This window comes from Bibersteinia trehalosi (assembly GCF_004346205.1).
Taxonomy (GTDB): domain Bacteria; phylum Pseudomonadota; class Gammaproteobacteria; order Enterobacterales; family Pasteurellaceae; genus Bibersteinia; species Bibersteinia trehalosi.
The window spans coordinates 53,529-80,304 of the sequence record NZ_SMAM01000005.1; the positions used below are offsets into that span (position 1 = coordinate 53,529).

Consider the following 26,776-nt stretch of genomic DNA (forward strand, 5'->3'; position numbering starts at 1 on the left):
TATTCGCTATTCAAACAAAAGAGGAAGAAATGGCAAAAGAAGATTGCATTGAAATGCAAGGAACAATTTTAGAAACCTTACCTAACACTATGTTCCGCGTTGAACTGGAAAATGGTCATGTTGTAACAGCACATATTTCAGGAAAAATGCGTAAAAACTATATCCGTATTTTAACAGGCGATAAAGTTACCGTTGAAATGACTCCATACGATTTAAGCAAAGGTCGTATTATTTTCCGTGCAAGATAATTGATATAACAGCTCGCTCTTGAAAAAGTGAGCTATAGCCAATAGCTAAAAATAAAATGGTTGTGAATCGTTATTGCTAACAGTTCACAACCATTTTTTATTTGCCCAAATTATTTAGCTAAAAGATAATTGCGCAATGCATTAAAATCTGCCGCCATAATATCTGAAAGCAGAGGCAATTTATTATGTTTATCTAACGCTTCAGGCAGTGGCAACTCAAGCTCAAGAATACGCTCTACACTTTCTTTAAATTTAGCAGGGTGAGCCGTACAAAGGAAAATACCCGTTTCTCCTTCGTTCAGTTGATTTTTTAATACATCATAAGCAATCGCACCATGCGGCTCACATAAATAACCTTCTGCATATTGTGCTTTTAATGCCGATTCTGTTTCAACATCGCTTAATGCACCTGAACCTAATTCGCTCAATGCCCAACCATTACGTTTGAATAGCTCTTCGACACGTGGCCAGTTATTCGGACGGCTTACATCCATGGCATTAGAAAGGGTGGCTACTGTTGCATTTGGTTGCCATTCACCCGTTGCTAAATAGCGAGGCACAGTATCATTCGCATTGGTTGATGCGATGAAACGTTTAATTGGTAAGCCTAAACTTTTGGCAATTAAACCTGCAGTTAAGTTACCAAAGTTACCACTCGGCACTGACACTACCACTTCTGAACGTTTTTCTTTCGGCAGTTGTGCGACTGCTTCAAAGTAGTAGCAGATTTGAGCGAGTAAACGGCTGATATTGATTGAGTTTGCCGAGTTTAAGCCGATTGCTTGGCGAAGCTCCGCATCATCAAAGGCTTGTTTTACTAAGGCTTGGCACGCATCAAAATCAGATTCAATTGCGACAGTGCGAATGTTACCGCCAAGGGTGCAGAATAATTTTTCTTGTAACGGGCTGATTTTACCTTTTGGATAAAGAATCACGACATTGATATTTTCTAAGCCATAAAATGCATGAGCAACCGCTGCACCGGTATCACCTGAAGTTGCCGTTAAAATCGTGATTTTTTCCTCACCACGCACTGCACTTAACGCTTGTGCCATAAAACGACCACCAAAATCTTTAAAAGCAAGTGTTGGGCCGTGGAATAACTCTAATGCATAGATATTCTCATTCACTTTTGCTACAGGGGCAGGGAAGGTGAAGGCATTTTTTACCATCGCATTTAAGGTTTCAGCAGGAATTTCCTCGCCAATTAACGCACCAAGAATTTTTTGGCTACGCTCAACTAATGGCAACGCTAACAGTTCTTCGATTTCTTGTTCATTGAAAGAAGGGATAGTTTCAGGAAAGAACAAACCTTGATCTTTACCTAAACCTTGACGGACAGCTTGAGCAAAATTTACTTGCTCTTCGGGGTGTTTGATGTTGTATAAGTTCATTTTATTATCCTATCGGAAATGCAAAAAACGCATTGATTGTAGCGGTTCGCTTTCGTTAGTCAATGCAAAAAAACGATTTTAGCGGTATGATGAGCAACATTTTTTATCACAGAGAAAAACAGATGCAATTAACCATTCAACTTTCTCAATACCGCTTAATTGAAATTAACGGTGTTGATGCACAAAAATATCTACAAGGGCAACTGACTTGCGATGTGGCAAAATTAGCTGATGGCAGTCAAACTCTCGCGGCTCATTGCGATCCCAAAGGAAAAATGAGTGCTTTGTTCCGTTTATATAAAGCAAGTAGTGAGCATTTTTTTGCTATTATCGCTAAAGATCTCTTGCCTGAGGCGCTGGATCAATTAAAAAAATATGCCGTTTTCTCAAAAGTAAGTTTTAGCGAATTAGATACGCCAATTTATGGCACGACAAGCGGTGAAATTTTTGCAAAATTTTGCCAAGAAACAACCGCTTGTACGTTGGAAACCGAGCCAAGACGTTATTTAATTTGGGGCGAAGACTTAACTATAGATACCAACGCAGAACCTTCGGCATGGGATTTATTGGATATTCAACAAGGCATTCCTCTGCTTTATAAAGCCAACCAATTTGAGCTGATTCCACAGGCAACCAATCTGCAAATGTTAGATCAAGCTATCTCTTTTACCAAAGGCTGCTATATTGGGCAGGAAACGGTCGCAAGAGCAAAATATCGTGGAGCAAACAAGCGAGCGATGTTTACCCTTGTAGGCGAGAATCCAAGCATATTGCCGGAAATCGGGGGGGCAATTGAAATGCAGCTGGGCGAAAATTGGCGTGCCACAGGGACAATTTTAAGTTTTGTCGTGGCGGAAAATAAATTGTGGCTACAAGTTGTGTTAAATCGTGAGCTGGAAGCAGACAGCCAATTCCGTTTAGGCGAAACCCATCTTTGCATTTATCCGCTCCCTTATGAGGTTGAAGCGTAATGGCAGAATTTCAATATCCTCTTGCCAATCTGATTGCGGGTGTCGATGAAGTCGGGCGAGGGCCTTTGGTTGGTGCGGTGGTGACTGCCGCTGTCATTTTAGACCCGAATAATCCGATTGAAGGCTTAGCAGATTCAAAAAAACTTTCAGAAAAACGCCGACTTGTTCTTGCTGAGGAAATTAAAGTAAAGGCATTGGCTTGGTCGCTCGGACGTGCAGAAGTAGAAGAAATTGATGAACTCAATATTCTGCATGCCACCATGTTGGCAATGCAACGAGCGGTGGCAGGTTTAAGTATTCAGCCTGATTTTGTTTTAGTCGATGGTAATCGTATTCCCCAATTACCAATGCCTGCTCAAGCGGTTGTGAAAGGCGATAGTCTCGTCGCAGAGATTAGTGCCGCCTCGATCCTTGCGAAAGTCTCACGTGATCAAGAGATGTTAGCACTGGATCAACAGTATCCTGAATACGGTTTTGCTAAACATAAAGGCTATCCAACCAAACTACATTTTGAAATGTTAGAACAATTTGGGGTTACCCCATTTCATCGTAAAAGTTTTGCACCTGTAGCAAAAAGATTATGAAAAAGGAAGAATTTTACCTGCAACGCTGTGGCGAGTGCGATAGCATTGTGCAAATTAAGAAATCTTTAACACTGCAACACGCTTGTTGCCCAAATTGTGGCGATATATTGCAGGCAGGTGAGCGTTGGTCATTAAAACGCTGTGCGATTATTGCCATGGCAATTTTGATCCTATTACCATTTGCTTTAATGTTACCCTTAATGAACATTGACTTACTCGGCATCAAAATTTATGCCTCGGTCTGGGGGGGAACGTGGAAAATGGCGACTGCAGGTTTCCAATATACGGCATTTATGATTCTCTTTTGTGCGATTATTATGCCTATTTCCTTTGCCAGTCTGGTCGTGCTTATTTGGGTACAACGGCTTATTGGGCAACGCCCTCGTTATACCCTGCTGCTACTCACCAAATCAAAACCGTGGGTAATGCTAGATGTTTATCTTGTTGGACTTGCGGTTGCAGCTTATAAAGTGCGTGAATATGCCACGTTAGAATTTGATATTCACATTATTGCGTTTATTTTTACCGCTCTCTTAACGACGCTGCTTTTCATTAAAATCGATCCACAACGCTGGTGGGCTGATTTTTATCCCGAATATCACTCACTTCCCCATGATCACAACGGGCGAGTAAGCTTATGTCCAGAGTGTGAATATAGCTTTGATGAAACCATTGTTGATAAAAAAGGGCATCAGCGTTGCCCTCGCTGTGAAAGCAATTTAGATATTAGCGATAACATTAAATTACAGCGCGTATGGGCAACATTAATCGCAGGTGCAATTATGATGATTCCTGCCAACATTTTTCCAATTTCATCGGTAGAATTGGCAGGTGTAGAGTCTGCTGATACCTTAATGAGCGGCGTGATGACTTTTTTATCGATGGGGAGTTATGCGGTTGCAGCTATCGTGTTTATTGCCAGTATTGCGGTACCCTTTAGCAAAATCGCTGTCATTTTCTATTTATTATTAGCGATTCACTATCGTTGGAAGCATCCTATACATTGGCAGATGAAATTACTTCACTATGTGCATTTTGTCGGGCGTTGGTCGATGCTTGATTTATTTGTGTTAGCCTTAATGATGTCGTTAGTTGAACGTGGACAAATTATTAGTTTTTCTGTAGGAGAGGCGGCATTCTATTTCGGTGCAGCCGTTTTCTTAACCATGATTTCATCAAGTTATCTTGATGCGAGAATGTTATGGCGGATTCATCGTGAGAATCAATCCCATACAAGCGGCTAAATTTGAACAAAATTGTGCAAAGGTTTATACTTTTGCCCGAAATAACAAAAACAGGAGCATAATTATGCGTGTTGATACTTCAGAGCTTTGCGATATTTATTCTGATCAAGTGGATGTTGTCGAACCCATTTTTTCTAGCTTTGGTGGCGTATCTTCTTTCTTTGGTAAAATCACAACCGTAAAATGTTTCGAAAGTAACGGCTTAATTGCAGAAGTACTCGAAGAAAATGGTGAAGGGCGTGTTCTGCTTGTTGATGGCGGTGGTGCTGTTCGCCGTGCATTAATTGATGCAGAGCTGGCTCAACTTGCCGTAGATAATGGTTGGGCGGGTATTATTGTAAATGGTGCTGTGCGACAATTAGATGTTCTGGAAACCCTAGATATTGGTATTCAGGCATTAGCTCCAATTCCTGTAGGTGCAGAGGATGATACTCATGGTGAAGTTGATACACCTGTTAATTTTGGTGGCGTAACATTTTTACCAGAAGATTATGTTTATGCAGATTTAACTGGGATTATCCTTTCACCAGAATTGCTCGATCCCGTAGAAACAGAAACAGAATAACCTAAAATTAAGGCACTTTAGGATACCACTAAAGTGCCTTTTCTCTATTATGCAAGCTTCTTAGCTAGCATTGTCGCAAATTTCATTTTAATTCGATTGCCGTTTGCATCAGTTTTATGCAGCTCACCTAAATTTTCATTATATTTTACCAATTCCCAGCCTTGATAATAATTAGCCAGCTCCCCTTCTGCGAAAGTAAATGAGAATGGCATCGGGCAAGGATACGCCGCTGTATTCATCGCACAAACAATCAGATTATAACCACCAACTTTGGTATTTTGCTGCATATTTTGGATAATTGCAGGAATACGAGAACGTTCTAAAAACATCATTACTACGGTCGAAACGATCAAATCAAACTCGCCTTGAATATCCGCCTGATTAATATCGTACACCGCAGTTTGTAACTGGGTTAATTGCTCTTTTTCAATAATCATATCCAAAAAGTGAACACTTTCTGCATTATGATCAACCGCTTGCACATCGAAACCACGTAAATTTAAATAGAGCGCATTCCGCCCACGCCCACAGCCTAGATCTAACGCTTTCCCCCCTTGAATATAATTGAGCGCATGTAAAACTTCAGAATGAGTTGTCGTTAAGTTATATTTTTTCGCATAATAATCTTCCGGTCTGCAATAAAATGCTAGCTGACATTCTAAATCATCTGATAGCGCTTCAACATTATGCCAAACTTGAGGTTCAACAAAGGGAGGTTGATGCTCAACATCAAATACCGCTTCGCTAAGAACTTCACCACTTTCTGTCCGCTCATAATATTTTAGTGCGCCTTTATGAATGGTTAATTTTGCCCAAGTTCCCACTTTAGTATTATGTTGTTCTTGAAACATTTGTGGCAAAGTTGCTTTTGTCCAAACGGGCATTTGTTTGTAGCAAATAAGATTTTCCATTTTTATTCCTAATAGTTGAGTAAAAAAGTAGGATAATTCTAGCGCTCTGGAAAATTCTGCCAATAAAAAACCGATCAAAAGATCGGCTTTTTGTCACTCGGTTGATATTCATCAAATTTCTAAGCATTTAAATTGACGAGCAAAATAGGTAAGCGCAGATTTTGGATTCACCTCAATATCATTTAACTCTACAATGAAAATAGAATGTGTCGCCACAGAATGAGTAGCAACAATTCTACCTGATAAATTAGCTACCGCATCCTTGAGCTTAATATCATCTTTCCAAATATCCCAACTAAAGCGCTCTGCCATAGAACTACCTAACATAGCGGCAAAATGTTTAGCTAATTCTGCTTGCTCAGCTGCCAATACATTTATACAAACTTCGCCGTTTTCAATCAGTAAATCATGTAAATCACTATTTTTATTGATACAAAATAGCAATGTTGCAGGGCTATCACTGACCGATGTCACCGAAGAAACAGTAATCCCAATTTTTCCTGCTTTACCTTTACTGGTAACAATACTCACCGCAGCGGCCAAATGCGCCATTGCATCTCGAAATTGCTGTTGCATATTACTCCTTCCAAACTACGTGATATTCAGGATTTTCCTGATCGAGCGAAATGAGAAAACGAGCGAATACATCATCCATGACATCTTGTTCATTCACCAAGCCAACCCAAATTTCAGCAAATGCTTCAGGATCGATTAGCACCCCTATTTCTTGATCCCAATCTTCACCAGTTTCCACCATTTCTACCGCACCACGTTCTTCAAATTGCAGATTAAATAGTAAAATATCCGCAGGCTCAAGATTCTCTGGAGCCATCTCTAGAAAAATATCGTAAGCCGTATCAATTAAATGGTCAATTTGCTGTTCTGTTAATTGTTCACTCATTATTTCTCCTTCATAAACAAGACAAGCGGTCTTTTTCCACTCAAAATTTGCAAAATTTTAACAGAAAAAGACCGCTTGCTTAACTATTTATTCCCACGCGAGAAAACAGGGGGAATAGCCTAGCCAACCCAGACAAATTTAATCACAAATAAAAGTGAAACCACCGCAACCGCTGGATTAATTTCTTTCAGACGACCGGTGAAGGTTTTCATTACACAATAACTGATAAAGCCAAACGCAATTCCTTCTGTAATTGAATACGTAAATGGCATCATTGCCGTAGTAATAAATGCTGGAGTGGCTTCAGTAAGATCATCCCACTGCACCTCAATTAAGCTTGATGCCATTAAAATACCAACAAACACTAATGCCCCTGCGGTAGCATATGCAGGCACAACGCTAGCCAATGGCGAGAAGAAAATCGTTAATAAGAACAATACCCCCACAGTAATGGCTGTTAAGCCTGTACGACCTCCAACAGAAACACCTGAACCACTTTCGATATAAGTAGAAATTGCTGATGTTCCCATATAAGAACCCGCCATAGCGCTGATACTATCAACATACAGTGCCTGTTTCATTTTCGGGAATTTACCTTGTTTATCAGCGATACCGGCTTTATCTGTTACCGCAATCAATGTGCCGGATGAATCGAACAGGTTTACCAACATAAAGGAAAAAATAATTCCCAGCAGTGCTGTATCTAAAGCGCCAGCAATATCAACTTGCCCAACTACAGCATCAAGACTCGGAGGCGTAGAGATTACACCACTAAATTTCACATCTGGATCAAAAATGAGGGCTAATGTAGTTACAGCAACAATCGAAATTAAGACACCTGAATGTACGTTTTTCGCGGCTAATACCACTATAATAAAGAAACCTAAAATCCCCATTAATACTTTAGGATCATGCAGCTCTCCAAGCGCTACTAAAGTAGCAGGATTGGCAACCACTAAGCCCATATTTTTAAAACCGATAAGTGCGATAAACAAACCGATACCAGCGCCAATCCCTACACGTAACCCTAATGGAATTGCCGACATAAACCAATAACGTACTTGTAATACGGTTAAAATAAACAGCCCAACAGAACCCCAAAAAATGGTTCCCATGCCTACTTGCCAAGAGAACCCCAACTTTTGCACCACAACGAAAGCAAAAAATGCATTCAAGCCCATCGCTGGCGCAAGCGCAATAGGTAGATTACTAAATAAGCCCATTGCAATCGTGCCAAATGCGGCAATTAAGCAGGTGGTCACGAATACGACTTGGGTATCCATACCTGCCACACCAAGAATAGAAGGATTAACGAAAACGATGTAAACCATCGTGAAGAAAGTGGTGATTCCCGCAATAATTTCGGTTTTCACATTTGTGCCTTTTTCGGAAAGGCGGAAGAGTTTTTCAAGCATTGAGATTTCCAAAGGTTGTTAAAAACCGCATTCTAGTGAAGCAAAAACCAAAAAGCAACCGTTTGCCAATGCAAGCGGTCAAAAAATTTAACAAATTTGCAAAAAAACCTGACTGCTTACACAGTCAGGTTTTCCTTTATTTCGCTATTCGTTTAATTATTTTTTCAAATCAAAACGATCTGCGTTCATCACTTTCACCCACGCTTTCACGAAATCTTTCACAAATTTCTCTTTGCTGTCGTCTTGGGCATAGAGCTCTGCGTATGCTCGTAAGATAGAGTTAGAACCGAATACTAAGTCCACACGGCTTGCGGTGTATTTGGTTTCCCCTGATTTACGCTCAACAATGTTATAGCTGTTGCGACCTGTCGGCTCCCACTTGTAGTTCATATCAACGAGAACACGGAAGAAATCAGTGCTTAATACGCCTTCGTTTTGGGTGAACACACCACGTTTATCCCCACCGAAGTTTGCACCTAACACACGTAAACCACCGACTAATACCGTCATCTCTGGTGCGGTTAAGCCTAATAATTGTGCACGATCTAATAACAACTCTTCTGGTTGTGGCGCATAGTGTGCTTCTTGGAAGTTACGGAAACCATCGTGAATTGGTTTTAAGAACTCAAAGCTTTCTAAATCGGTTTGCTCTTGAGTTGCATCACCACGACCTGCGGCAAATGGCACAGTGATATTCACACCAGCCGCACGTGCCGCTTGCTCAACAGCAGCAGTACCACCTAATACAATTAAATCTGCAATAGAGACGTTAGTTTCAGCAGAGATATTTTCATATACCGCTAAGACTTTCGCTAAACGCTCAGGTTCGTTGCCGATCCAATCTTTTTGCGGGGCTAAACGAATACGTGCACCGTTTGCACCACCACGATAGTCTGAGCCACGGAAAGTACGCGCACTGTCCCAAGCGGTTGCGACTAATTCAGCCGTTGTTAAACCGCTTGCTAAAATTTTCGCTTTCAAGCTTTCTACTTCTGCCTCAGTTGGAACATGTTTTGGCGCAGGAATTGGATCTTGCCAAATTAAATCTTCTGCTGGTACATCTGGACCGATATAACGAGATTTTGGCCCCATATCACGGTGAGTCAGTTTAAACCACGCACGAGCAAAGGCATCGTCTAATGCCGCTTGATCGTTTAAGAAACGTAATGAAATCTCACGGTAAATCGGATCTTTGATTAACGCCATATCGGCATCAGTCATCGCAATTTTGCGTTTTTTGCTTGGATTAAAAGAATCCACTGGCATATCTTCTTCGTCCATTTCAGACGGTTCCCACTGTTTTGCGCCAGCTGGTGATTTCACGCTCACGAATTTATCTTCGTATTTGAATAATAATTTGAAGAACTCGTTATCCCAACGGTCTGGGTTAGTTGTCCAAGCCCCTTCTAAACCTGAGGTAACCATTCCCGGTTTTTCATAGCTCCAACCTAAACCTTGTTCGTGAATATCCGCCGCTTCTGGATCTGCACCCACTTTCGCCGCATTGCCGTTACCGTGCATTTTACCGATGGTATGACCACCTGCGGTTAATGCCACAGTCTCTTCATCGTTCATACCCATACGAGCAAAAGTCACACGCATATCACGTGCTGTTTTGATTGGATCTGGATTACCGTCCACCCCTTCTGGATTCACATAGATTAAGCCCATCATTACAGAGGCAAGTGGATTTTCTAATTCTTGGTGATCATCGCTCCAACGGTTACCTTCTGAACCTGTTGCTGCTAACCACTCTTTTTCAGAACCCCAATAGGTATCTTTTTCTGGGTGCCAAATATCTTCACGACCAAAGCCGAAACCAAAGGTTTTTAAGCCTGCTGCTTCATAACCTAATGTACCCGCTAAGATGATTAAATCCGCCCAAGAGATTTTGTTACCGTATTTTTGTTTGATTGGGAACAATAAACGGCGAGCTTTATCTAAGTTTGCGTTATCTGGCCAGCTGTTTAATGGCGCAAAACGTTGGTTACCGGTGTTACCGCCACCACGACCGTCCATTGCACGATAGCTACCTGCTGCGTGCCACGCCATACGTGCCATTAAACCGCCGTAGTAACCATAGTCTGCTGGCCACCATTCTTGGCTATCACGTAATAAAGCACGAATATCAGCTTTTAATGCTTCTACGTCTAATTTTTTTAATTCTTCTGCGTAGTTAAACTCTTCACCCATTGGGTTCACTTTTTTATCGTGTTGGTGAAGAATGTCTAAATTTAAAGTTTTTGGCCACCACGCCATCACGCTTTGACCTTCAATGGTGTTACTGCCGTGTACTGGGCAGCCTGATACTTTCATCTCTTTCATAAGAATTTCCTTCAAAATGGGTTCGCTATAAACAAAATAACCCCGATGGGTCACCGGGGTCAGATTATAGGGGAGCTATTTTATAAAGAAAATCCAATTAATTTTATTGTTTTAATTGTTATAAGCTATTAATAGCCTAGTACACTTATCAGTAACTGTACACTTAAAAACGCAAGACTAAACTTCTGCTCATCAGACACACTCCAAAATTGCACACTATGTTCATTTTTTTGCAGTAATTGGCTAATTTGTAAAGCATTACTCTCTTCATTTTCACCATTTTGTACTGCGGTAATCACCGCATTTTCATGAAAGTCCAGCCACGCCTGACTTTGCCATTGCTGGCTTAAATTTTCCACATCAAGAGGATACTCTGTTTGCACTGAGACCATTTGCGAAATACCATAAAAAACGGGTACTTGCACACTGTGGAATGTGGTACAAGCGGCTAGATTCGGCAAAATTTTTGCAAATTGCAGTTCAAAGGCTTTTGAAAACGGCAACGCTTTCTCCTCACCCTGCACATTCGCAGGGACGGCGTCAAAGGCCACTCTTGGTTTATCATCATCAAGTGGAATGCCATTTAACAACTGTGCCGTTTGCCCAGCTAATTCTCGCACTTTCTCATCGCCAAAATAGGCTGAAGGCAGTAATGAACTGACAAAAATCTGCTGAATAGGTTGGTTAAGCAATGGTCTTAAAGCTAAAACCAGCTGGCTAATTTGCGGATTTGCCAACGCGACAATATTTCGCTCACGTATATCAGCAACCATGTCATCATTTATACTCGGCACAATTACCGGCACATTCGCGATTAAAGCAGTGATGCCATAGAGATCCAATACAAGACACCCTGCCTGTACGGCTTTTGCTAAAATCTCTGCCTGCTCCATTTTACCCGCAAATAAAACGTGACTAAATTGCGACCAATCAACTTCATCTAATGCAAGCTGAGGGACAGCTCTTGCGCCAAAGCGCAGCGAATGCTCTTCACCAAAACTCTCTAATTCCACTGCAGAAATCTGCTCTATATCTAATTCACTCTGCTCTAATGCTTCCAATAATTTTTCTGCTAATAAAAAATCTGCTGCAATTGCTAAATGAAGATTTGCCATAATACTTTTCTCTCGTCAAAATAAAGGCATATTTTACGCTATTTTTGAGGAAAAACGATGACACCCGCTGTGAATCTATTAAAAAAGCAAAAAATTGATTTTAAATTACATCCCTACGAACATGATCCCAATAATACGAATTTTGGCCAAGAAGCCGTAGAAAAATTAGGTATTTCACCAGAACAAACTTTCAAAACCTTACTAGTCGCTGAAAATGGCGATCAAAAAAAATTGGCCGTGATGGTTGTACCTGTGGCAAAAATGCTCAATCTCAAAAAAGCGGCTTACGCCCTCTCGGTAAAAAAAGTGGAAATGGCAGACAAAGAAATTGCTCAAAAAACAACAGGCTATCTGTTAGGAGGAATCAGCCCCTTAGGGCAAAAAAAACGCTTAACCACCATCATTGATGCTTCCGCCTTGCAGTTTGCCAGCATTTATGTCTCAGGCGGTAAACGCGGCTTAGATATTGAACTTTCCCCACAAGATCTAAAGATTTTATTAAATGCAAATTTTTGCGAGATAGGTGAGTAAAATCGATTTGATAGCAATTCTTGCTATTCTCAACAAATAATGTTTATGGTATAGTTCGCAAAATTTTTTCGTTAGCTCTCATTCTCATTAAGAGAGCAAAACCCACGAACTCAAATGGCAAAACAGGACACAGATTGTATAACCGAAGATCTGTTTGCTCTCGTACCTAAAGTGGGGCGACCTCGCACCAACCCTCTCAGCCGTGAACAACAAGTGCGCATCAATAAGCGTAATCAGTTACGACGCGACCGTTCATCAGGCTTAAAACGGGTGGAGCTAAAGCTACATGCCGATATGGTTGAAGCCTTAGAAAAAGAGGCGATCGCCAAAGGGGTTTCGCGGGGGCAATTGATTGAACGTATTTTAACTGAATATTTCAACGATTAATCGTTGAGTTTTAATTAGGAAAGGTAATTTAAATGGCAGCAGTGGTCGGTCTATTTTACGGCAGTGACACCGGAAATACAGAAAACGTCTCAAAAATGATTCAAAAACAACTCGGTGCAGAACTAGTTGATATTCGTGATATTGCAAAAAGCAGTAAAGAAGATATTGAAGCTTATGACTTTTTGCTATTTGGTATTCCAACTTGGTATTACGGAGAATCTCAAGCAGATTGGGACGACTTTATGCCAACCTTAAAAGAAATTGATTTTACCAACAAAATTGTTGGTATTTTCGGTTGCGGTGACCAAGAAGATTACGCAGAATATTTCTGTGATGCAATGGGCACTGTACGTGATGTTGTTGAGCCAAACGGTGGTACTATCGTTGGTTTATGGCCAACGGAAGGCTATTCATTTGAAGCATCACAAGCTTTAGTCGATGAAAATACATTCGTCGGCTTATGTATTGACGAAGATCGTCAACCTGAGTTAACGGAAGAACGCGTAAGCCGTTGGTGCAAACAAATTTTTGATGAAATGTACCTCTCGGAACTTGCCTAATTTGGAGGAAATCCCATGTCAGAAGAAAACATCAAACTATTAAAAAGCGTCGGTTTAAAAGTTACAGAACCCCGTTTGACAATCCTTCAGTTAATGCAGGATACTCGAGATGAAATGCAACATTTTTCTGCAGAAGATATTTATAAACTGCTCTTAGAGCGCCATTCGGAAATTGGCTTAGCAACAGTTTATCGCGTGTTAAATCAATTTGAAGAAGTGAATATCTTAACTCGCCACAACTTTGATGCCAATAAAGCTGTGTATGAGCTCAATTTCAATCACCAACACGATCATATTATCTGTACAGATTGCGGCAAAATTTTTGAGTTTAGTGATCCTGAAATTGAACGTCGCCAACGTGAGATCAGCCAAAAACACGGCATGGAACTCACTAATCACAGCCTGTATCTCTATGGTAAATGTAGTGATCTCCATAACTGTGATGAGAAAGACAAAAAATAATTTTTGCCTTTTATTTCCAGTATGATTTAACCAAGCGGTGGAATTTTGCAAATTTTTTGCAAAATTCCACCGCTTATGCGTATCTGTAAATTGCAAAATATGTCTGAGAATATTGAACAAAGCCTACCAGCTAAAATCCGCCAACCACGTAAAATTTCGCCCTTTTGGCTCTTACCAATAGTTGCGTTTTTTATTGGTGCATTACTTTTTTTTCAAATCCTTCAAGAGCAAGGCGAGAGAATTAAAATTCGCTTTAATGACGGCGATGGCTTAAGTGCCGGTAAAACTTTAATTCGCTACCAAGGATTACAAATTGGGCAAGTGAAGAAAGTTTACTTTGTCGAAAATTTGAAAAAAGTCGAGGTTGAAGCAGAAATTAACCCAGAAGCCAAATCTATCTTAAAAGAAGGAACCAAATTTTGGGTGGTTAAACCAACTGCTTCTCTCGCTGGTGTTTCAGGACTAGATGCTCTCGTTTCGGGTAACTATATTACACTCATGCCAACGGAAGATCCCGAAGCTAAAAACCAGCATGAATTTATTGCTGAAGATGAACCACCAGCGATCAGCGTTACGGATGGGGATCTATTAATTCGACTAGTCTCACATGATCTTGGTTCATTAACTGTTGGGGCCAGCGTTTATTTTCGCAAAGTCCCCGTAGGCACTATTGCTGACTATCGCTTTACTCCGGATCAGAAAAAAGTCGAAATTGATTTAGTTATTGAGAAAAAATATGCCAATCTTGTAAAACAAGACAGCCGTTTCTGGAACATTAGCGGAATTAATGTAGATGCAAGCTTTAGTAAAGGCCTAAATGTTAATGTAGAAAGTTTGGCTTCTGTAGTGCAAGGTGCTGTAGCATTTGATTCACCAGATGAGTCACCGACTGTTGAGCAAGGGCAAAAATTCGAACTGTTCGAGAGCTTAAAAGCCGCACAACGAGGGCAAGAAGTCAAAGTATTATTGCCAATGGTGGCAAATTTAAAGGTGAATGAAACGGCGGTTTATCATGAAAATGTACAAATCGGGACATTAATTCGCCTACAAATGCCAAATAAAGAGCAGAGTGATATTCCCAAAGGCATGTTGCGTGGCACCTTATTGATCGATCCAAATCACACTGATTTACTTCGGAGTAATACGCGTATTTTGCTTAAAGAACCACGTTTTAATTTAAACAAAGAGCAGATCAGTAAAATTGGCGAGCTCTTCCGCGGGCTTTATTTTGATCTCAGCGCAGGTGAAGGAGAACCCAAATTTGAATTTAATGTGCAAAAAGAGTCTGATTATCTACTCTCTCATCCAAATATTCTCGCGCTAAATCTAGAAGCGGCTCAGTCTTATGGTGTCGATCAAGGGCAGGGTATTTATTATAACGATGTACAAATTGGTGAAATTTTAAAGCGCCAGCTGAATTTAGAAAATGTAAGCTTTCAAGCAATTATTTTTCCTCCTTATCGTCATTTAGTAAGTGGGGAAAGCAGATTTATTGCAATCTCAAATCTGGATATGTCACTGAGTTTAGACGGATTAAAAGTGCATGCAGGATCACCAAGTGAGTGGTTAAAGGGCGGAATTCGTCTACTGCCAAGTAAATCAACCACTGCTGCAAAAAGCAGCTATCCACTCTATAAAGATATTGAGAGCGCAGAAGCTGGTATTCTTAATACTGAGAAACATGTGACACTAACATTAAATGCGAAGGAAATAGCCGGTATTGATAAAGGCTCATTGGTGCTTTACCGTAACTTCCAAATCGGTGAAATCTTGCAAATAGAGCCTAAAAAAGATCATTTTGAAGTCTCACTCTTTATTGAGCCTACACAGCGCAAACTGCTAAGTGAAAAAAGCCGATTTTGGATTGAACCCGCGGCACAAGTTGATCTCTCGCTTAATGGCCTAACGGTGCAAGCAGCCCCGTTAATGCGAACGCTAAAAGGCGCAATCAGTTTTGATAATGGTGGGACAAAAAGTGATAAAACTCTCTATCCTAGCTACCAGAAAGCAACAGCAACTAAAACATATATTACTTTAACAGCTCAAGATGCATCAAAACTGAGTAAAGGAATGCCAATAAAATACATGGGGCTAACAGTTGGTCAAGTTGAAAATCTACTTTTAGATAACGCCCATAAACAGATTAATGTCCGTGCATTTATTGAAAAGGAATACTACAGCATTATTGCCAAAGCAGGCAGTATATTCCGTACTATTTCGCCTGAAGTAGATACTACAGGTTTTAAAAACCTTGATGCCGCATTACAAAATTATATTAGCGTAGAGGCAGGCAATGGGCAGCATCAGTGGCATTTCCCGCTGAGTGATAGCCACAGTAAAACCAGTCAATATGGTAACGGTTTTCCAATTATTGTAGAAACCACAGATGCCGATGGCATTACACCTGATGCACCAGTATTGTATCGTGGTATGCAAGTGGGTATGGTACAACGCTTAAGTTTAAGCGAGTTAGGCGACAGAGTATTTATTCATTTGCTTATTGAGAATAAACACAAACATCTTGTTCGCAAAAACTCGCAATTTTGGGCAGCCTCAGGTTATACCATGGACGTGAGTTTAAGTGGTATCAGTATGAATTCCGGTACGATGTCACAGTTGCTTAATGGCGGTATTAGTTTCTCTACCCCTTCAGGTAAAGTGGTGCAACCACAAGCCGAAGCCAATCGTCATTTCCGATTACAGCGTAAAACCCCTGAAGGTGCTTTAGGTTGGGATATAGGAATTGCACAATAACTTAACATTACTTTTATTTTTGGAGTTAAAAAATGCCTTTATTAGATAGTTTTAAAGTTGATCATACTAAAATGCATGCCCCAGCTGTGCGTGTTGCTAAAACGATGACCACGCCAAAAGGCGATATTATTACGGTTTACGATCTTCGTTTTGTTCGTCCAAATGTGGAAATTCTTTCTCCTCGTGGCATTCACACCATGGAACATTTATTTGCTGGTTTTATGCGTGATCATTTAAATGCAGACGATGTAGAAATTATCGATATTTCGCCAATGGGGTGCCGTACTGGGTTCTATATGTCGTTAATCGGCTCACCATCAGCAGAACGAGTGGCTGATGCGTGGAAAAAATCGATGGAAGATGCACTAAATAAAGTGCCGGATGAAGCACATATTCCAGAACTCAATGAATACCAATGCGGTTCCTATAAAGAGCATTCGTTAGCCGATGCCCATGAAATTGCCCGTAACGTGCTAAAACAACCAATCGGCATTAACCACAATGAAGATTTAGCGTTAGATGAGAAATTGTTAAATCCATAATTTTTAGCCCCGCTTTATAAAAGCGGGGAGCCCTATCAAACCAATAGATAGCTTATTGGTTTTATTTATTTGTTTTATTGGAAAGCAACTTATGAATATCCTAAATAAACTGTTTTCGTGGTTCGAAAGCCGTATCGATCCCTATCCCGATGAAATGCCAAGTACGCCAAAATCGGGCGTAGTCCCTTTTATTTGGGAAGCAACCAAAGGTATGCGTTTATATCTTGCGTTGGTTGTTGTTCTCGTTGCCTTAATTGGCATTATTGAGGGTGTACTCTTCCAATATATGGGAGAACTCGTCGATTGGGTAAATAAATACTCTCCTACTGAACTCTGGGATACAAAAGGCTGGTCAATTATCTGGATGGGCATTGTCGCACTGCTTAGCGTAGTATTTGTTTTTCTAGGCAGTTCATTCCGTTTCCAAACATTACAAGGTGTATTTCCCATGCGGTTGCGCTGGAACTTCCACCGCCTAATGCTTGGACAAAGTATGGGATTCTATCAAGATGAATTTGCTGGGCGAGTGTCCGCTAAAGTGATGCAAACTGCTCTCGCTGTGCGTGATGTCATTATGACCTGTGCCGATATGTTAGTGTACACGGTTGTTTATCTTACCACCACAAGTGTTATCCTAATTCAGCTAGATAGCTGGCTATTCTTACCCTTTATTATTTGGATTGTCGTACTTGCAACTGTTATCCGTATTTATGTACCTAAACTCGCGACTGCCGCACAGGAACAATCTGATGCAAGAAGCCTGATGACAGGGCGCATCACTGATGCCTATTCTAACATTGCTACTGTGAAATTATTTTCACACGGCAACCGAGAATCTCGCTATGCCAAAGAATCAATGGAAGAGTTTATGGTTACAGTACATAAACAGATGCGTTTAGTCACCACTATCGAAACACTCACCTACTTCAATAGCATTTTCTTGATTGTGAGCACTGCGGCTATTGGGCTATGGCTGTGGGGAGCAAGCATTGTTACCGCAGGAGCAATTGCAACCTCCACCGCACTGGCACTGCGTATCAAAGGCTTATCACAATGGATTATGTGGGAATTTGCACGTTTATTTGAAAATCTAGGGACAGTACAAGATGGCATGATCACCTTATCCAAACCACATACGGTGGTAGATAAAGCGGATGCAACACCGTTATCCGTAGAAAAAGGTGAAATTAAATTTGAGCACGTCAATTTTGCTTATGATCCGAAAAAACCGTTACTTAAAGATTTCAACTTAACCATTAAAGCTGGCGAAAAAGTTGGCTTAGTAGGTCGCAGTGGGGCAGGTAAATCAACACTCACTAATCTACTTTTGCGTTTCTACGATGTGCAAAATGGGCAAATCTCGATTGACGGACAAAACGTGGCAGATATTACCCAAGAAAGCCTACGCTCACAAATCGGGTTAGTGACTCAAGATACTTCACTACTACACCGCTCTGTGCGTGAAAACTTAATGTACGGCAGACCTAACGCTACCGAAGAAGAGATGCTTAAAGCCGTTGAACGTGCTGCGGCAGCCGAGTTTATTCCAAATCTGCAAGATGCCAAAGGCAGAACAGGCTTTGATGCTCACGTTGGTGAACGAGGTGTGAAACTCTCTGGCGGACAACGCCAACGTATTGCGATTGCCCGTGTGATGCTCAAAGATGCTCCAATTCTCTTACTCGATGAAGCAACCAGTGCGTTGGATTCCGAAGTGGAAGTGGCAATTCAAGAAAACCTAACCGAGTTAATGGAAGGCAAAACCGTTGTGGCAATCGCCCACCGCTTATCGACCATTATGGCAATGGACCGCTTAATCGTACTCGATAAAGGCGAAATCGTGGAACAAGGCTCACACGATGAACTACTCGCACTCGGCGGTGTGTATGCCAAACTCTGGGCACACCAAAGTGGTGGGTTCTTGCCTGAATAATCTTTGCAAGCGGGCATCTTTTGCAGAAAAAGTGCAAAAAATCACCGCTTGTTACTTTTGCAACCCAGCCGAAGTTTGCTAAACTTCGGCTTTATTTTTTAATGAGAAAATAGTTTGAAAGGATTAGCAATTCGCCTAGCCGCGGGGCTTGCATTATTACTTTGGGCTTGGGATATGGTTTTTCCTTGGCAACGAACCATGCAAGCCGAAGAAAACCGCTATCGTCAAATCCAACAACGCCAAGTGGTTCGGTTAGGCATGATCAACCACCCTATTTCCTATTTTGTTGCCGCAGAAGGCACTTCGGGCATTGAATATGAACTAGCAAAAGCATTCGCTGATTTTATTGGTGTGCAGTTAGAAATTAAGCCATTTGAAAATAGTGAGCAACTGTTTCATGCACTTGATAGCAACCAAATTGATATCGCAGCCGCAGGCTTACCTTTTCAAACAGAGCTTGCAGCTCACTACCAAATTGGTGCCGGCTATTATTCTACCTCATGGCAAGTTGTCTATAAAAAGGGGACACAACGCCCATATAGCCTAGATGATTTAAAAGAAGAGCTCGTTATTCCTGCTGGCTCTAGCGTGTTACCAATTTTGCAATCGCTAGCAGAGCGCCAGCCTAATCTAAAATGGCGCATAAGTGATCAATTTACCCAAGAAGAGTTACTCTTCCAAGTTGCCGATGGCACTATCCCTTATACTGTTGCCGTATCAGTGGATGTATCGGCGGCACAGCATATTAAACCGAATATTGCCATTGGCTTTGATCTGACTGATGAAAAACCCGTAGTATGGTATTTACAGAACAGTGTTTACAGCGAATTACAAGCTACCGTCTTAGAATTTATGAATCAAGCAAATGAAAGTGGCTTAATCTCTCGTATTGAAGAGAAGTATTTTAGCCATCTTTCACGCTTTGACTATGTTGATTCACAAAGCTATTTAAGAGCAATTGAGAAAATCCTGCCCAAATATCAATCACTGTTTGAAAAATATAAAGGTGACCTAGAATGGCAAATGTTAGCCGCAATTGCTTATCAAGAATCTCACTGGGATCCGAATGCAACCTCTCCTACAGGAGTACGTGGCATGATGATGCTGACCAAAGATACGGCTGATCGTATGCATGTAAGCAACCGCACAGATGCTGAGCAAAGTATCCGTGGCGGTTCAGAATATTTACATTTACTGATGAACCAACTGCCACAAACAATTAAATCAGAAGATCGTATTTGGTTTGGTTTAGCCGCATACAATATGGGCAACGGGCATTTACTTGATTTACGCCGGCTAACCAAACAACTCGGCGGCGATCCTGATGAATGGCTAGATGTGAAAAAGAATTTACCACTATTGGCGGAAAAACGTTACTATAGCAAACTAAAATATGGCTATGCCCGCGGTTTTGAGGCATTACAATATGTAGAAAACATTCGGCGCTATTACAACAGCATTATCAACCATCAACGGATTGAGCAAGAGTTAAATGCCAGATTATCGGCTGAGCAAACGCATAACGAACAAACTACCACAACAAACATTCCAGCACTTCTTGAAGGGGAACATCATGTTGAAGAAACGCAAACAGAAACAAAAAGCCAAGCGATTGAGAAACAATAATACTTTACGTCGCTTACGGCATATTTACCGACTAAAACGTCGCATTCATTCTCGCTATCGTGTTGGCTTTATGATGTGGCAAGAGCAGTAAAAATAAGCCTTTCTCTGTATGGAGAAAGGCTTATTGATTATTTTATCCGTTCTAATCTGGCAAGTAGAGCCTCATCACTCAAGCATTGGATTTTCCGCATATAGTAAAAAAAGAACATCGCAGCAATGCTTAAACAAATGCAGAATACCAACCAGAAACCACTGGCAGCCATTGGCATTACTAACCAATCCGTTCTTGCCAAGACAATTCCAAGCGGCATACCAATCAACCAATAGCAAATGAGCGTAACACCTAAAATTGGCCGAGTATATTTATAACCACGTAAAATACCGTTACAAACCGATTGCACCGAGTCAGGAATTTGATAGATTGCAGAAAAAATCAATAAACTGGAGGCTATCGTAATTGAAGTAGGATCGCTCGTGAAAATATGCGGAATCCAATCTTTTAAACTTAAAATCACAACTGCCATGGCAAAAGCAATTAAGATGCAGGTAAAGATAGCATGGAACGTCAAGTATTTTGCTCCTTGTACATCCTTTGCTCCCAATGTCTGCCCTACCATGATGGTAGTCGCCATGCTAACTGAGAGAGGGATCATAAAAAATAACGAACTGGTTTGTAATGCCACTTGATGGCTTGCTACCACTTGCGCGCCCAATGGCGATAAAATTAATGATGAGGTAGCAAAAAGCATCACCTCAGTAAATAGAGCAAAACCAATTGGTAAACCGAGTTTTAATAATTTTACTTGCGTAACCCGATTTGGCTTTTCCCAAAAACGATTAAATAAACCAATATCCTTTTGTGACGAGCTACGATAGCAATAGTGCAAAATCAGTAAAAACATTACCCAGTTTACAATTGAAGTGGCAAGCCCACACCCCACAGCCCCCATTGCTGGCAAACCAAATTTACCAAACATAAAAATATAGTTCAGCGGAATATTGAGCAAAAGCCCAAAGAAGGTGATCAACATAGCAGGACGTGGATTAGACAGCCCATCATTAAAACAGCGCAAATTCACTGCCATTAATGCAGGCAAAAGCCCGATACATAACATCGCCATATAATCCGCCGCTTTATGCGCAAAAGCCGCTGGCGTATCCATACTTTGTAAAATCCAATCACTGCCAAGATAAACGGTAAATAACGGCAGACTAAATAGCAATGCGATCCAAGAACCTTGCTTAACTTGGTGGGAAATTAGATGACGCTGATTTGAACCATTCAAATAAGAAACGGTTGGTGTAATAGCATTTAACACGCCAATTACAAACAGCAAAAGCGGGAAATAAATTGAGTTACTCACTGCAATTGCAGAGACATCATCATCGCTAATCATACCTGCCATCACAATATCTGCAAATCCCATGCCCGAGGAAGCAAGTTGCGAAATAAAGATCGGCAAAGCAAGCTTAAATAAATTTTTGGTATTTTGTGGATAACGATGCCATTGAAGATTCATAGTGACTCTTTTGTAAAATATTGAAGAAAAACAACCGCTTGTTAGTGCCTGCTGTTCATTTAGTTAATTAATCGTAGTCATTAAAATGTGGGAGTCGCACTAAATGTTATCGCCTCATGCGTAATCGGGTGCGTAATCGTCAAACTTTCTGCATGCAAATACAACCGAGGGGCTAGGCTTTTTGCCAGTGGATTTGCATAAAACTTATCGCCTAGAATAGGATGCCCCAACGCCAAACAATGTACTCGTAACTGGTGTGAACGTCCAGTAATGGGGGTTAATTTTACCCGTGTCGTATTATTCGGATAGTGGGCTAATACTTCATAGTGTGTCTGGGCTTTTTTGCCTCTTTCATAGCAAATTTTTTGCCGTGGGCGGTTTTCCCAATCGCAAATAAGCGGGAAATCCATTACACCACAATCACCAATTTTCTCACCCAATTTACCCCAAACTATTGCGATATAGTGCTTTTTCGGCTCACGTTCCCGAAATTGGCGTTTTAATTCTTTCTCTGCCACCTTACTCAACGCAAATAATAAAATGCCACTGGTTGCCATATCTAGGCGGTGAGCCGGCTCGGTAAAACCATATTTTTGCTGCACACGTGTCATCGCACTATCAAAATATTCTGGGCGATTGCCAGGAACAGACAGCAAACCACTTGGTTTATTAATGACGAGAATGTGATTATCTTGATACACTACGTCTAGCCACGGATCTTGTGGCGGATGATATTCAATTAATGCCATAGAAAAATAACCTAAAAATTTTCGGCTATCTTAGCAGAAAATCGGAATTTTTTTGGCAGATTATGGTCTCAAATCCTGTCATTTTTCACAATAAGGAAATTACTATGAATTTCAACGACATTTTAAAAGGCGTGTTAGGTGCTGCAACTAACGGCTCAAACCAACAAGGAAAAAGCGATTTAGGCAATATCCTTAATTCAGTTTTAGGTTCGGTGGGCAGTAGTGCGAACCAAGGTAAATCTGATTTAGGCGGTATCTTAAATGCGGTATTAGGTACAGTAGGGCAAGCTAAAACTGGCAATACCGATGCCATTACGAAATTAGGCGGTGGTACGGCGTTAGTTGGTATTTTATCCATGGTGTTGGGAAGAAATGGCGGTGCGAACCTCACCAAGCTAGGTTCATTAGCAGCATTAGGTAGCATGGCATACAAAGCTTACCAAGATTATCAGAAAGCACAATCTGTTGCTCCATCACAGGATGTTGCACAATCTTTTGCAGCAGAAACCACCGACATCGGGAATGCGGTAATTTTACAAGCGATGATTGCAGCCGCCTATGCAGACGGTGAATTAGACGACAGCGAACAAGCAATCTTAGAAAAAGAAGCCGCAGATAACCCAGCCTTAGCTGAATTAGTTTCTCAGCCTGCAAGCGTACAAGAAATTGCCCAAAATGTTGGCAATAACCCAGCGCTAGCAGCTCAAGCTTATCTTGCTGCGCGCTTAGTTTGCCAAGAACTTTCTCGTCAAGAGATCGTTTTCTTAAACGATTTGGCAAATGCGCTCGGCCTAGAACCAGCCTTAGTTGAACAGCTAGAAAAACAAGCTGGATTTTAATTAAATAGCATTAACAATAACCCAAAGCAAAACCCTGAGATTTCCCCTCAGGGTTTTGCTTTTACAATCGCAATTTTCTGGCGTAAACTTCAAGAGGTGTTGCAAGGGAGAAAACGCTATGCTAAAAATCACTAAAATTTTCAATAATAATGCATTGCAAACCATTGATTTACTCGGCACAGAGTTAGTAGTCCTAGGCAAAGGCATTGCTTTTGGTAAGAAAGTTGGCGATTATGCTGATGAACAGCTGGTTGAGAAGACTTTCGCTATTACTAAAAATCCATTCTCCATTCGGCTACTTGAAATTCTTGAAGAAATCCCTAGCGACTATTTTCGTCTCACCAATCAAATCGTCAATCAAGCCAACCAGCGCCTTGGCACACAGCTCAGCCAGATGATATATGTCAGTCTTACCGATCACCTCTTCCATGCGGTACAACGAGCACAGAAGAGGCAAAACTTTGGCAAAGGGCTCAGTTATGAAATTCGTCGCCTATATCGTACTGAATACCAGATAGGATTAGATGCGGTAGCACAGATCCAACAGCAATTTGATATCCAAATGGACGAAGATGAAGCCGCATTTATTGCCCTGCATATTTTTAATGCCAGAACCGATGCTGATATGCAAGAAACCTACCGTACCACACAAATTATTAAAGATATTCTCAACATTGTGAGCCACCATTTTCATCAACAGCTTAACGAAGAAAGCTATGACTACACCCGTTTTATTACGCATTTGCAGCACTTTGCTTTTCGCCTGTTCCAGCCCCAAACCATTTACAGTAGCCATGATGATTTTCTCTATACTCAAACACAAATTGCTTACCCAGAGGCTTTTCGCTGTGTTGAAAAAATTGCTCGCTACCTACAAAATCAATTTAATAAAGCCCTTAATCATGACGAACAACTCTATTTAATTATCCATATTCAGCGTGTCATCGGAGACAAGCGGTAAATTTTTGCTATTTTTCTGCAAAATGTGAAGCAGATCACAATTTAAAACATTATACGTTGCATTAAACATCAAAATCACCTAAATTCCCTCCTGTCAAGGTTGTAACCTTAAGGGCAAGGCTTGAATGGTTTGGATAAGATTACATATTCAAACCATTCAAGCTTTTTTATACCTTGAATTCCATAAACACATTTAGGGTGTTACGTTTATTCGGCAAGCCTAAATTCCACTCCACAGTCAAACTGCGAGCGGAATTTAGGCTTTTTTGCTTTTCAAGCAGAGGAGCTCTTTATGGCAAAAGACTTCAGCAAACTCGCCGCAGAGATTGTCAAATTAGTCGGCGGCGAACAAAATATTCATTCACTGGTACACTGTGCCACTCGACTACGCTTTGTGCTAAAAGATAAAGATAAAGCCAAAGCAAATAAAGATGTACTTAATCAAACCGCAGGAGTGATTAGTGTAGTAGAAAGTGGAGGGCAATTTCAGATTGTCATCGGTAATAATGTCCCAAAAGTCTATGCACAAATTATGCAAATTGCCCAGATTGAAGCAGGAAGTGAAACCGACTTGCCAAAACCAAGCTTAATTAACCGTGCGATTGATTTCCTCTCAGGTTCTTTCACTCCTCTAATTGGCGTGATGGCAGGGGCTGGTATCTTAAAAGGTCTGATTGCAATTTTGCAGGTTACAGGCTTACTCGAAACAAGCGATGGCACTTACGCAGTACTTGATGCGGCAGCCAGTTCCACCTTCTATTTCTTGCCAATCTTACTTGCGATTACCTGTGCAAATAAAGTAAAAGCCAGCCCTTATATTGCGGTAGCCGTTGCTGGTGCATTACTTTATCCAAATATCGTAGAAATCACGGCGAAAGGTGAAGGGCTACATTTTCTGGGCTTCGAATTAGCAATGATGAACTACGCCTATAGCGTTATTCCAATTTTAATCGCTGTGTCTGTACAAGCCTACATACAACGTTTCTTTGAAAGCATTTGGCATGAGTCTGTCCGAAACTTCTTCGCTCCGGCTTGCACACTCTTGGTAATAGTGCCTTTTACTTTTGCAGTGATCGGCCCGATAGGCAGTGGTATCGGCAGTGGCATTGCAACCGTACTAGCTTGGTTGTATGACGCAAGCCCTATTGCAACAGGGATTGTAGTTGGTGCTATTTGGCAAGTATTAGTGATCTTCGGAATTCACTGGAGCATTGTGCCAATAATGATCAACAACATGGCGGTAGTTGGCTTTGATTTAATCGGTCCATTAACCGCAGCGGCTGTGCTTGGTCAAGCAGGGGCAACATTCGCTGTATTTTTAAAAAGCCGTGATCCACAAATTAAATCACTGGCCGGTTCCACCACCTTTAGTGGGGTACTCGGAATCACCGAACCGCTGATCTACGGTATAACCCTACGCTTTAAAAAACCATTTATCTGTGGCGTGATTGGTGGAGCTATTGGTGGAGCGCTGATTGGTTGGGGAGGAACTAAAATGTTTGCCTTTGGTTTCTCAGGTTTACTGCTTTACCCTGTGATTATTGGTGAAGGTAGCAATATCATTACTTACACCTTAGGTATGCTAACGGCATTTATCGCAGCAGGAGTACTCACCTATCTCTTCGGATATAGCGATGCCATGCTACCCAACAAAAATGCCAATACAATGAAAGCGGACAAAACCAGCACGACTTCTCCTGTTTCCACCATTCCTTTGCAAAAATATAGCTTAATTAGCCCGCTTGCAGGTGAAGTGCATAAACTCAGCACTATTGCTGACCCGCTATTTGCGTCCGAGGCGCTGGGCAAAGGTATAGCCATTTTGCCAGAAAAAGGAGAATTACATGCCCCGATAAACGGCACAATCAGTTCTATTTTTGCAACCAAACATGCGATTAACTTAATCTCTGACGACGGGCTAGAAATCTTAATTCATGTTGGTATTGATACTGTCCAACTAAACGGAGAACATTTTGAGGTATTTGTCAAAGAAGGCGAACGAATTAGCGCAGGACAACTACTTAGCCGTTTTGATATTGAGAAAATCAGCCAAGCAGGTTATTCACTCATGACCCCTATTATTATCGCCAATAGCGATGATTATCTGGATGTCATCACCACGACCGAGCCCCATATCTATCACGGCGAACCGTTGATGAAGGTAGTTGCCAATAAAGCATAAGATCGATGCATAAGACAAGCGGTCAATTTTTAACAAAATTTTACAAACAGGAGTAAAA

25 protein-coding genes are annotated in these 26,776 nt (G+C 41.1%); 16 read left to right on the top strand and 9 right to left on the bottom strand.

The window, feature by feature from the left end; all coding sequences use genetic code 11:
* Positions 1 to 29 precede the first annotated feature (29 nt).
* On the top strand, positions 30 to 248 hold the full coding sequence (gene infA / locus EDC51_RS06190; RefSeq protein WP_005712424.1) for a translation initiation factor IF-1: 219 nt from the start codon (positions 30 to 32) through the stop codon (positions 246 to 248).
* 110 nt (positions 249 to 358) lie between these two features.
* On the opposite strand, the gene thrC is transcribed toward infA, so the two are convergent.
* Positions 359 to 1,642: a threonine synthase gene (thrC, locus tag EDC51_RS06195; protein WP_131928462.1), complete on the bottom strand. Its 1,284-nt coding sequence runs from the start codon at positions 1,640 to 1,642 to the stop codon at positions 359 to 361.
* Positions 1,643 to 1,764: 122 nt separating this feature from the next.
* Here thrC and ygfZ point away from each other — a divergent pair, with 122 nt between their 5' ends.
* The 4 genes from ygfZ to rraA all read left to right on the top strand — a co-directional run bounded on the left by ygfZ (position 1,765) and on the right by rraA (position 5,006).
* Positions 1,765 to 2,613 (top strand): CAF17-like 4Fe-4S cluster assembly/insertion protein YgfZ, encoded by an 849-nt coding sequence (gene ygfZ, locus EDC51_RS06200; protein WP_249038481.1) that lies wholly within the window; start codon positions 1,765 to 1,767, stop codon positions 2,611 to 2,613.
* Positions 2,613 to 3,197 carry a ribonuclease HII gene (gene rnhB / locus EDC51_RS06205; protein ID WP_064318722.1) on the top strand — a complete coding sequence of 195 codons (585 nt, stop codon included), beginning with the start codon at positions 2,613 to 2,615 and terminating at the stop codon, positions 3,195 to 3,197. The genes ygfZ and rnhB overlap by 1 nt, the downstream gene beginning before the upstream one ends.
* Positions 3,194 to 4,441, top strand: a complete 1,248-nt coding sequence (locus EDC51_RS06210) for a paraquat-inducible protein A (RefSeq protein ID WP_131928463.1) — start codon at positions 3,194 to 3,196, stop codon at positions 4,439 to 4,441. The genes rnhB and EDC51_RS06210 overlap by 4 nt, the downstream gene beginning before the upstream one ends.
* Positions 4,442 to 4,505: 64 nt before the next feature.
* Positions 4,506 to 5,006, top strand: coding sequence for a ribonuclease E activity regulator RraA (gene rraA, locus EDC51_RS06215; RefSeq protein ID WP_015433278.1), 501 nt, complete (start codon positions 4,506 to 4,508; stop codon positions 5,004 to 5,006).
* A gap of 47 nt (positions 5,007 to 5,053) precedes the next feature.
* On the opposite strand, the gene tehB is transcribed toward rraA, so the two are convergent.
* The 6 genes from tehB to EDC51_RS06245 form a co-directional block, all read right to left on the bottom strand.
* Positions 5,054 to 5,917, bottom strand: a complete 864-nt coding sequence (tehB, locus tag EDC51_RS06220) for an SAM-dependent methyltransferase TehB (RefSeq protein WP_131928464.1) — start codon at positions 5,915 to 5,917, stop codon at positions 5,054 to 5,056.
* A 111-nt stretch (positions 5,918 to 6,028) separates the two neighbouring features.
* Positions 6,029 to 6,493 (bottom strand): 4-hydroxyphenylacetate 3-monooxygenase, reductase component, encoded by a 465-nt coding sequence (hpaC, locus tag EDC51_RS06225; protein ID WP_015433280.1) that lies wholly within the window; start codon positions 6,491 to 6,493, stop codon positions 6,029 to 6,031.
* A gap of 1 nt (position 6,494) precedes the next feature.
* Positions 6,495 to 6,818 carry an HI1450 family dsDNA-mimic protein gene (locus tag EDC51_RS06230; RefSeq protein ID WP_015433281.1) on the bottom strand — a complete coding sequence of 108 codons (324 nt, stop codon included), beginning with the start codon at positions 6,816 to 6,818 and terminating at the stop codon, positions 6,495 to 6,497.
* Positions 6,819 to 6,937: 119 nt separating this feature from the next.
* Entirely contained in the window at positions 6,938 to 8,233 is a 1,296-nt protein-coding gene (locus EDC51_RS06235; protein ID WP_131928465.1) for an NCS2 family permease, read from the bottom strand.
* Positions 8,234 to 8,389: 156 nt separating this feature from the next.
* Positions 8,390 to 10,558 (bottom strand): catalase/peroxidase HPI, encoded by a 2,169-nt coding sequence (gene katG / locus EDC51_RS06240; RefSeq protein WP_131928466.1) that lies wholly within the window; start codon positions 10,556 to 10,558, stop codon positions 8,390 to 8,392.
* Positions 10,559 to 10,686: 128 nt separating this feature from the next.
* A complete protein-coding gene (locus EDC51_RS06245; protein WP_131928467.1) occupies positions 10,687 to 11,673 on the bottom strand; it encodes an oxidoreductase in 987 nt (328 codons plus the stop codon).
* 57 nt (positions 11,674 to 11,730) lie between these two features.
* Between EDC51_RS06245 and ybaK the strand changes: the two genes are divergently transcribed.
* The 8 genes from ybaK (at position 11,731) to mltF (ending at position 20,468) form a co-directional block, all read left to right on the top strand.
* Positions 11,731 to 12,204, top strand: coding sequence for a Cys-tRNA(Pro)/Cys-tRNA(Cys) deacylase YbaK (gene ybaK / locus EDC51_RS06250; RefSeq protein WP_125135149.1), 474 nt, complete (start codon positions 11,731 to 11,733; stop codon positions 12,202 to 12,204).
* A 114-nt stretch (positions 12,205 to 12,318) separates the two neighbouring features.
* The gene (gene ybfE, locus EDC51_RS06255; RefSeq protein ID WP_038442990.1) at positions 12,319 to 12,591 is read left to right on the top strand and encodes a LexA regulated protein; all 273 of its coding nucleotides are present in this window, start codon (positions 12,319 to 12,321) and stop codon (positions 12,589 to 12,591) included.
* 32 nt (positions 12,592 to 12,623) lie between these two features.
* Positions 12,624 to 13,151: a flavodoxin FldA gene (fldA, locus tag EDC51_RS06260; protein ID WP_015433288.1), complete on the top strand. Its 528-nt coding sequence runs from the start codon at positions 12,624 to 12,626 to the stop codon at positions 13,149 to 13,151.
* A 15-nt stretch (positions 13,152 to 13,166) separates the two neighbouring features.
* Positions 13,167 to 13,613: a ferric iron uptake transcriptional regulator gene (gene fur, locus EDC51_RS06265; RefSeq protein ID WP_025266763.1), complete on the top strand. Its 447-nt coding sequence runs from the start codon at positions 13,167 to 13,169 to the stop codon at positions 13,611 to 13,613.
* A gap of 99 nt (positions 13,614 to 13,712) precedes the next feature.
* Positions 13,713 to 16,367 carry an MlaD family protein gene (locus EDC51_RS06270; protein WP_131928468.1) on the top strand — a complete coding sequence of 885 codons (2,655 nt, stop codon included), beginning with the start codon at positions 13,713 to 13,715 and terminating at the stop codon, positions 16,365 to 16,367.
* A 32-nt stretch (positions 16,368 to 16,399) separates the two neighbouring features.
* Positions 16,400 to 16,909, top strand: a complete 510-nt coding sequence (gene luxS / locus EDC51_RS06275; RefSeq protein ID WP_015433291.1) for an S-ribosylhomocysteine lyase — start codon at positions 16,400 to 16,402, stop codon at positions 16,907 to 16,909.
* Between the two features lie 97 nt (positions 16,910 to 17,006).
* Positions 17,007 to 18,842, top strand: a complete 1,836-nt coding sequence (locus tag EDC51_RS06280; RefSeq protein WP_131928536.1) for an ABC transporter ATP-binding protein — start codon at positions 17,007 to 17,009, stop codon at positions 18,840 to 18,842.
* A gap of 114 nt (positions 18,843 to 18,956) precedes the next feature.
* On the top strand, positions 18,957 to 20,468 hold the full coding sequence (gene mltF, locus EDC51_RS06285) for a membrane-bound lytic murein transglycosylase MltF (RefSeq protein WP_131928469.1): 1,512 nt from the start codon (positions 18,957 to 18,959) through the stop codon (positions 20,466 to 20,468).
* A gap of 128 nt (positions 20,469 to 20,596) precedes the next feature.
* Here mltF and EDC51_RS06290 read toward each other — a convergent pair whose 3' ends face one another.
* Both EDC51_RS06290 and rluA read right to left on the bottom strand, forming a co-directional pair.
* The gene (locus tag EDC51_RS06290) at positions 20,597 to 21,988 is read right to left on the bottom strand and encodes an MATE family efflux transporter (RefSeq protein ID WP_131928470.1); all 1,392 of its coding nucleotides are present in this window, start codon (positions 21,986 to 21,988) and stop codon (positions 20,597 to 20,599) included.
* A gap of 80 nt (positions 21,989 to 22,068) precedes the next feature.
* Entirely contained in the window at positions 22,069 to 22,737 is a 669-nt protein-coding gene (gene rluA, locus EDC51_RS06295) for a bifunctional tRNA pseudouridine(32) synthase/23S rRNA pseudouridine(746) synthase RluA (RefSeq protein ID WP_131928471.1), read from the bottom strand.
* A gap of 104 nt (positions 22,738 to 22,841) precedes the next feature.
* Between rluA and EDC51_RS06300 the strand changes: the two genes are divergently transcribed.
* From EDC51_RS06300 to EDC51_RS06310, 3 genes are all read left to right on the top strand, one after another.
* The gene (locus EDC51_RS06300) at positions 22,842 to 23,576 is read left to right on the top strand and encodes a tellurite resistance TerB family protein (RefSeq protein ID WP_025289790.1); all 735 of its coding nucleotides are present in this window, start codon (positions 22,842 to 22,844) and stop codon (positions 23,574 to 23,576) included.
* Positions 23,577 to 23,694: 118 nt separating this feature from the next.
* Positions 23,695 to 24,537, top strand: a complete 843-nt coding sequence (gene licT / locus EDC51_RS06305; protein ID WP_131928472.1) for a BglG family transcription antiterminator LicT — start codon at positions 23,695 to 23,697, stop codon at positions 24,535 to 24,537.
* 291 nt (positions 24,538 to 24,828) lie between these two features.
* On the top strand, positions 24,829 to 26,718 hold the full coding sequence (locus EDC51_RS06310) for a beta-glucoside-specific PTS transporter subunit IIABC (RefSeq protein WP_131928473.1): 1,890 nt from the start codon (positions 24,829 to 24,831) through the stop codon (positions 26,716 to 26,718).
* The last annotated feature ends 58 nt before the right edge of the window (positions 26,719 to 26,776 follow it).

What these genes read in the sequence shown, in the direction of transcription:
- EDC51_RS06310 (WP_131928473.1), top strand. Translation starts at nt 24,829, where the DNA reads ATGGCAAAAGACTTCAGCAAACTCGCCGCAGAGATTGTCAAATTAGTC.
- EDC51_RS06245 (WP_131928467.1), bottom strand. Translation starts at nt 11,673, where the DNA reads ATGGCAAATCTTCATTTAGCAATTGCAGCAGATTTTTTATTAGCAGAA.
- EDC51_RS06300 (WP_025289790.1), top strand. Translation starts at nt 22,842, where the DNA reads ATGAATTTCAACGACATTTTAAAAGGCGTGTTAGGTGCTGCAACTAAC.
- luxS (WP_015433291.1), top strand. Translation starts at nt 16,400, where the DNA reads ATGCCTTTATTAGATAGTTTTAAAGTTGATCATACTAAAATGCATGCC.
- tehB (WP_131928464.1), bottom strand. Translation starts at nt 5,917, where the DNA reads ATGGAAAATCTTATTTGCTACAAACAAATGCCCGTTTGGACAAAAGCA.
- licT (WP_131928472.1), top strand. Translation starts at nt 23,695, where the DNA reads ATGCTAAAAATCACTAAAATTTTCAATAATAATGCATTGCAAACCATT.
- ybfE (WP_038442990.1), top strand. Translation starts at nt 12,319, where the DNA reads ATGGCAAAACAGGACACAGATTGTATAACCGAAGATCTGTTTGCTCTC.
- fldA (WP_015433288.1), top strand. Translation starts at nt 12,624, where the DNA reads ATGGCAGCAGTGGTCGGTCTATTTTACGGCAGTGACACCGGAAATACA.
- EDC51_RS06210 (WP_131928463.1), top strand. Translation starts at nt 3,194, where the DNA reads ATGAAAAAGGAAGAATTTTACCTGCAACGCTGTGGCGAGTGCGATAGC.
- ybaK (WP_125135149.1), top strand. Translation starts at nt 11,731, where the DNA reads ATGACACCCGCTGTGAATCTATTAAAAAAGCAAAAAATTGATTTTAAA.
- EDC51_RS06230 (WP_015433281.1), bottom strand. Translation starts at nt 6,818, where the DNA reads ATGAGTGAACAATTAACAGAACAGCAAATTGACCATTTAATTGATACG.
- rluA (WP_131928471.1), bottom strand. Translation starts at nt 22,737, where the DNA reads ATGGCATTAATTGAATATCATCCGCCACAAGATCCGTGGCTAGACGTA.
- fur (WP_025266763.1), top strand. Translation starts at nt 13,167, where the DNA reads ATGTCAGAAGAAAACATCAAACTATTAAAAAGCGTCGGTTTAAAAGTT.
- EDC51_RS06270 (WP_131928468.1), top strand. Translation starts at nt 13,713, where the DNA reads ATGTCTGAGAATATTGAACAAAGCCTACCAGCTAAAATCCGCCAACCA.
- katG (WP_131928466.1), bottom strand. Translation starts at nt 10,558, where the DNA reads ATGAAAGAGATGAAAGTATCAGGCTGCCCAGTACACGGCAGTAACACC.
- infA (WP_005712424.1), top strand. Translation starts at nt 30, where the DNA reads ATGGCAAAAGAAGATTGCATTGAAATGCAAGGAACAATTTTAGAAACC.
- ygfZ (WP_249038481.1), top strand. Translation starts at nt 1,765, where the DNA reads ATGCAATTAACCATTCAACTTTCTCAATACCGCTTAATTGAAATTAAC.
- hpaC (WP_015433280.1), bottom strand. Translation starts at nt 6,493, where the DNA reads ATGCAACAGCAATTTCGAGATGCAATGGCGCATTTGGCCGCTGCGGTG.
- rraA (WP_015433278.1), top strand. Translation starts at nt 4,506, where the DNA reads ATGCGTGTTGATACTTCAGAGCTTTGCGATATTTATTCTGATCAAGTG.
- thrC (WP_131928462.1), bottom strand. Translation starts at nt 1,642, where the DNA reads ATGAACTTATACAACATCAAACACCCCGAAGAGCAAGTAAATTTTGCT.
- EDC51_RS06290 (WP_131928470.1), bottom strand. Translation starts at nt 21,988, where the DNA reads ATGAATCTTCAATGGCATCGTTATCCACAAAATACCAAAAATTTATTT.
- rnhB (WP_064318722.1), top strand. Translation starts at nt 2,613, where the DNA reads ATGGCAGAATTTCAATATCCTCTTGCCAATCTGATTGCGGGTGTCGAT.
- EDC51_RS06235 (WP_131928465.1), bottom strand. Translation starts at nt 8,233, where the DNA reads ATGCTTGAAAAACTCTTCCGCCTTTCCGAAAAAGGCACAAATGTGAAA.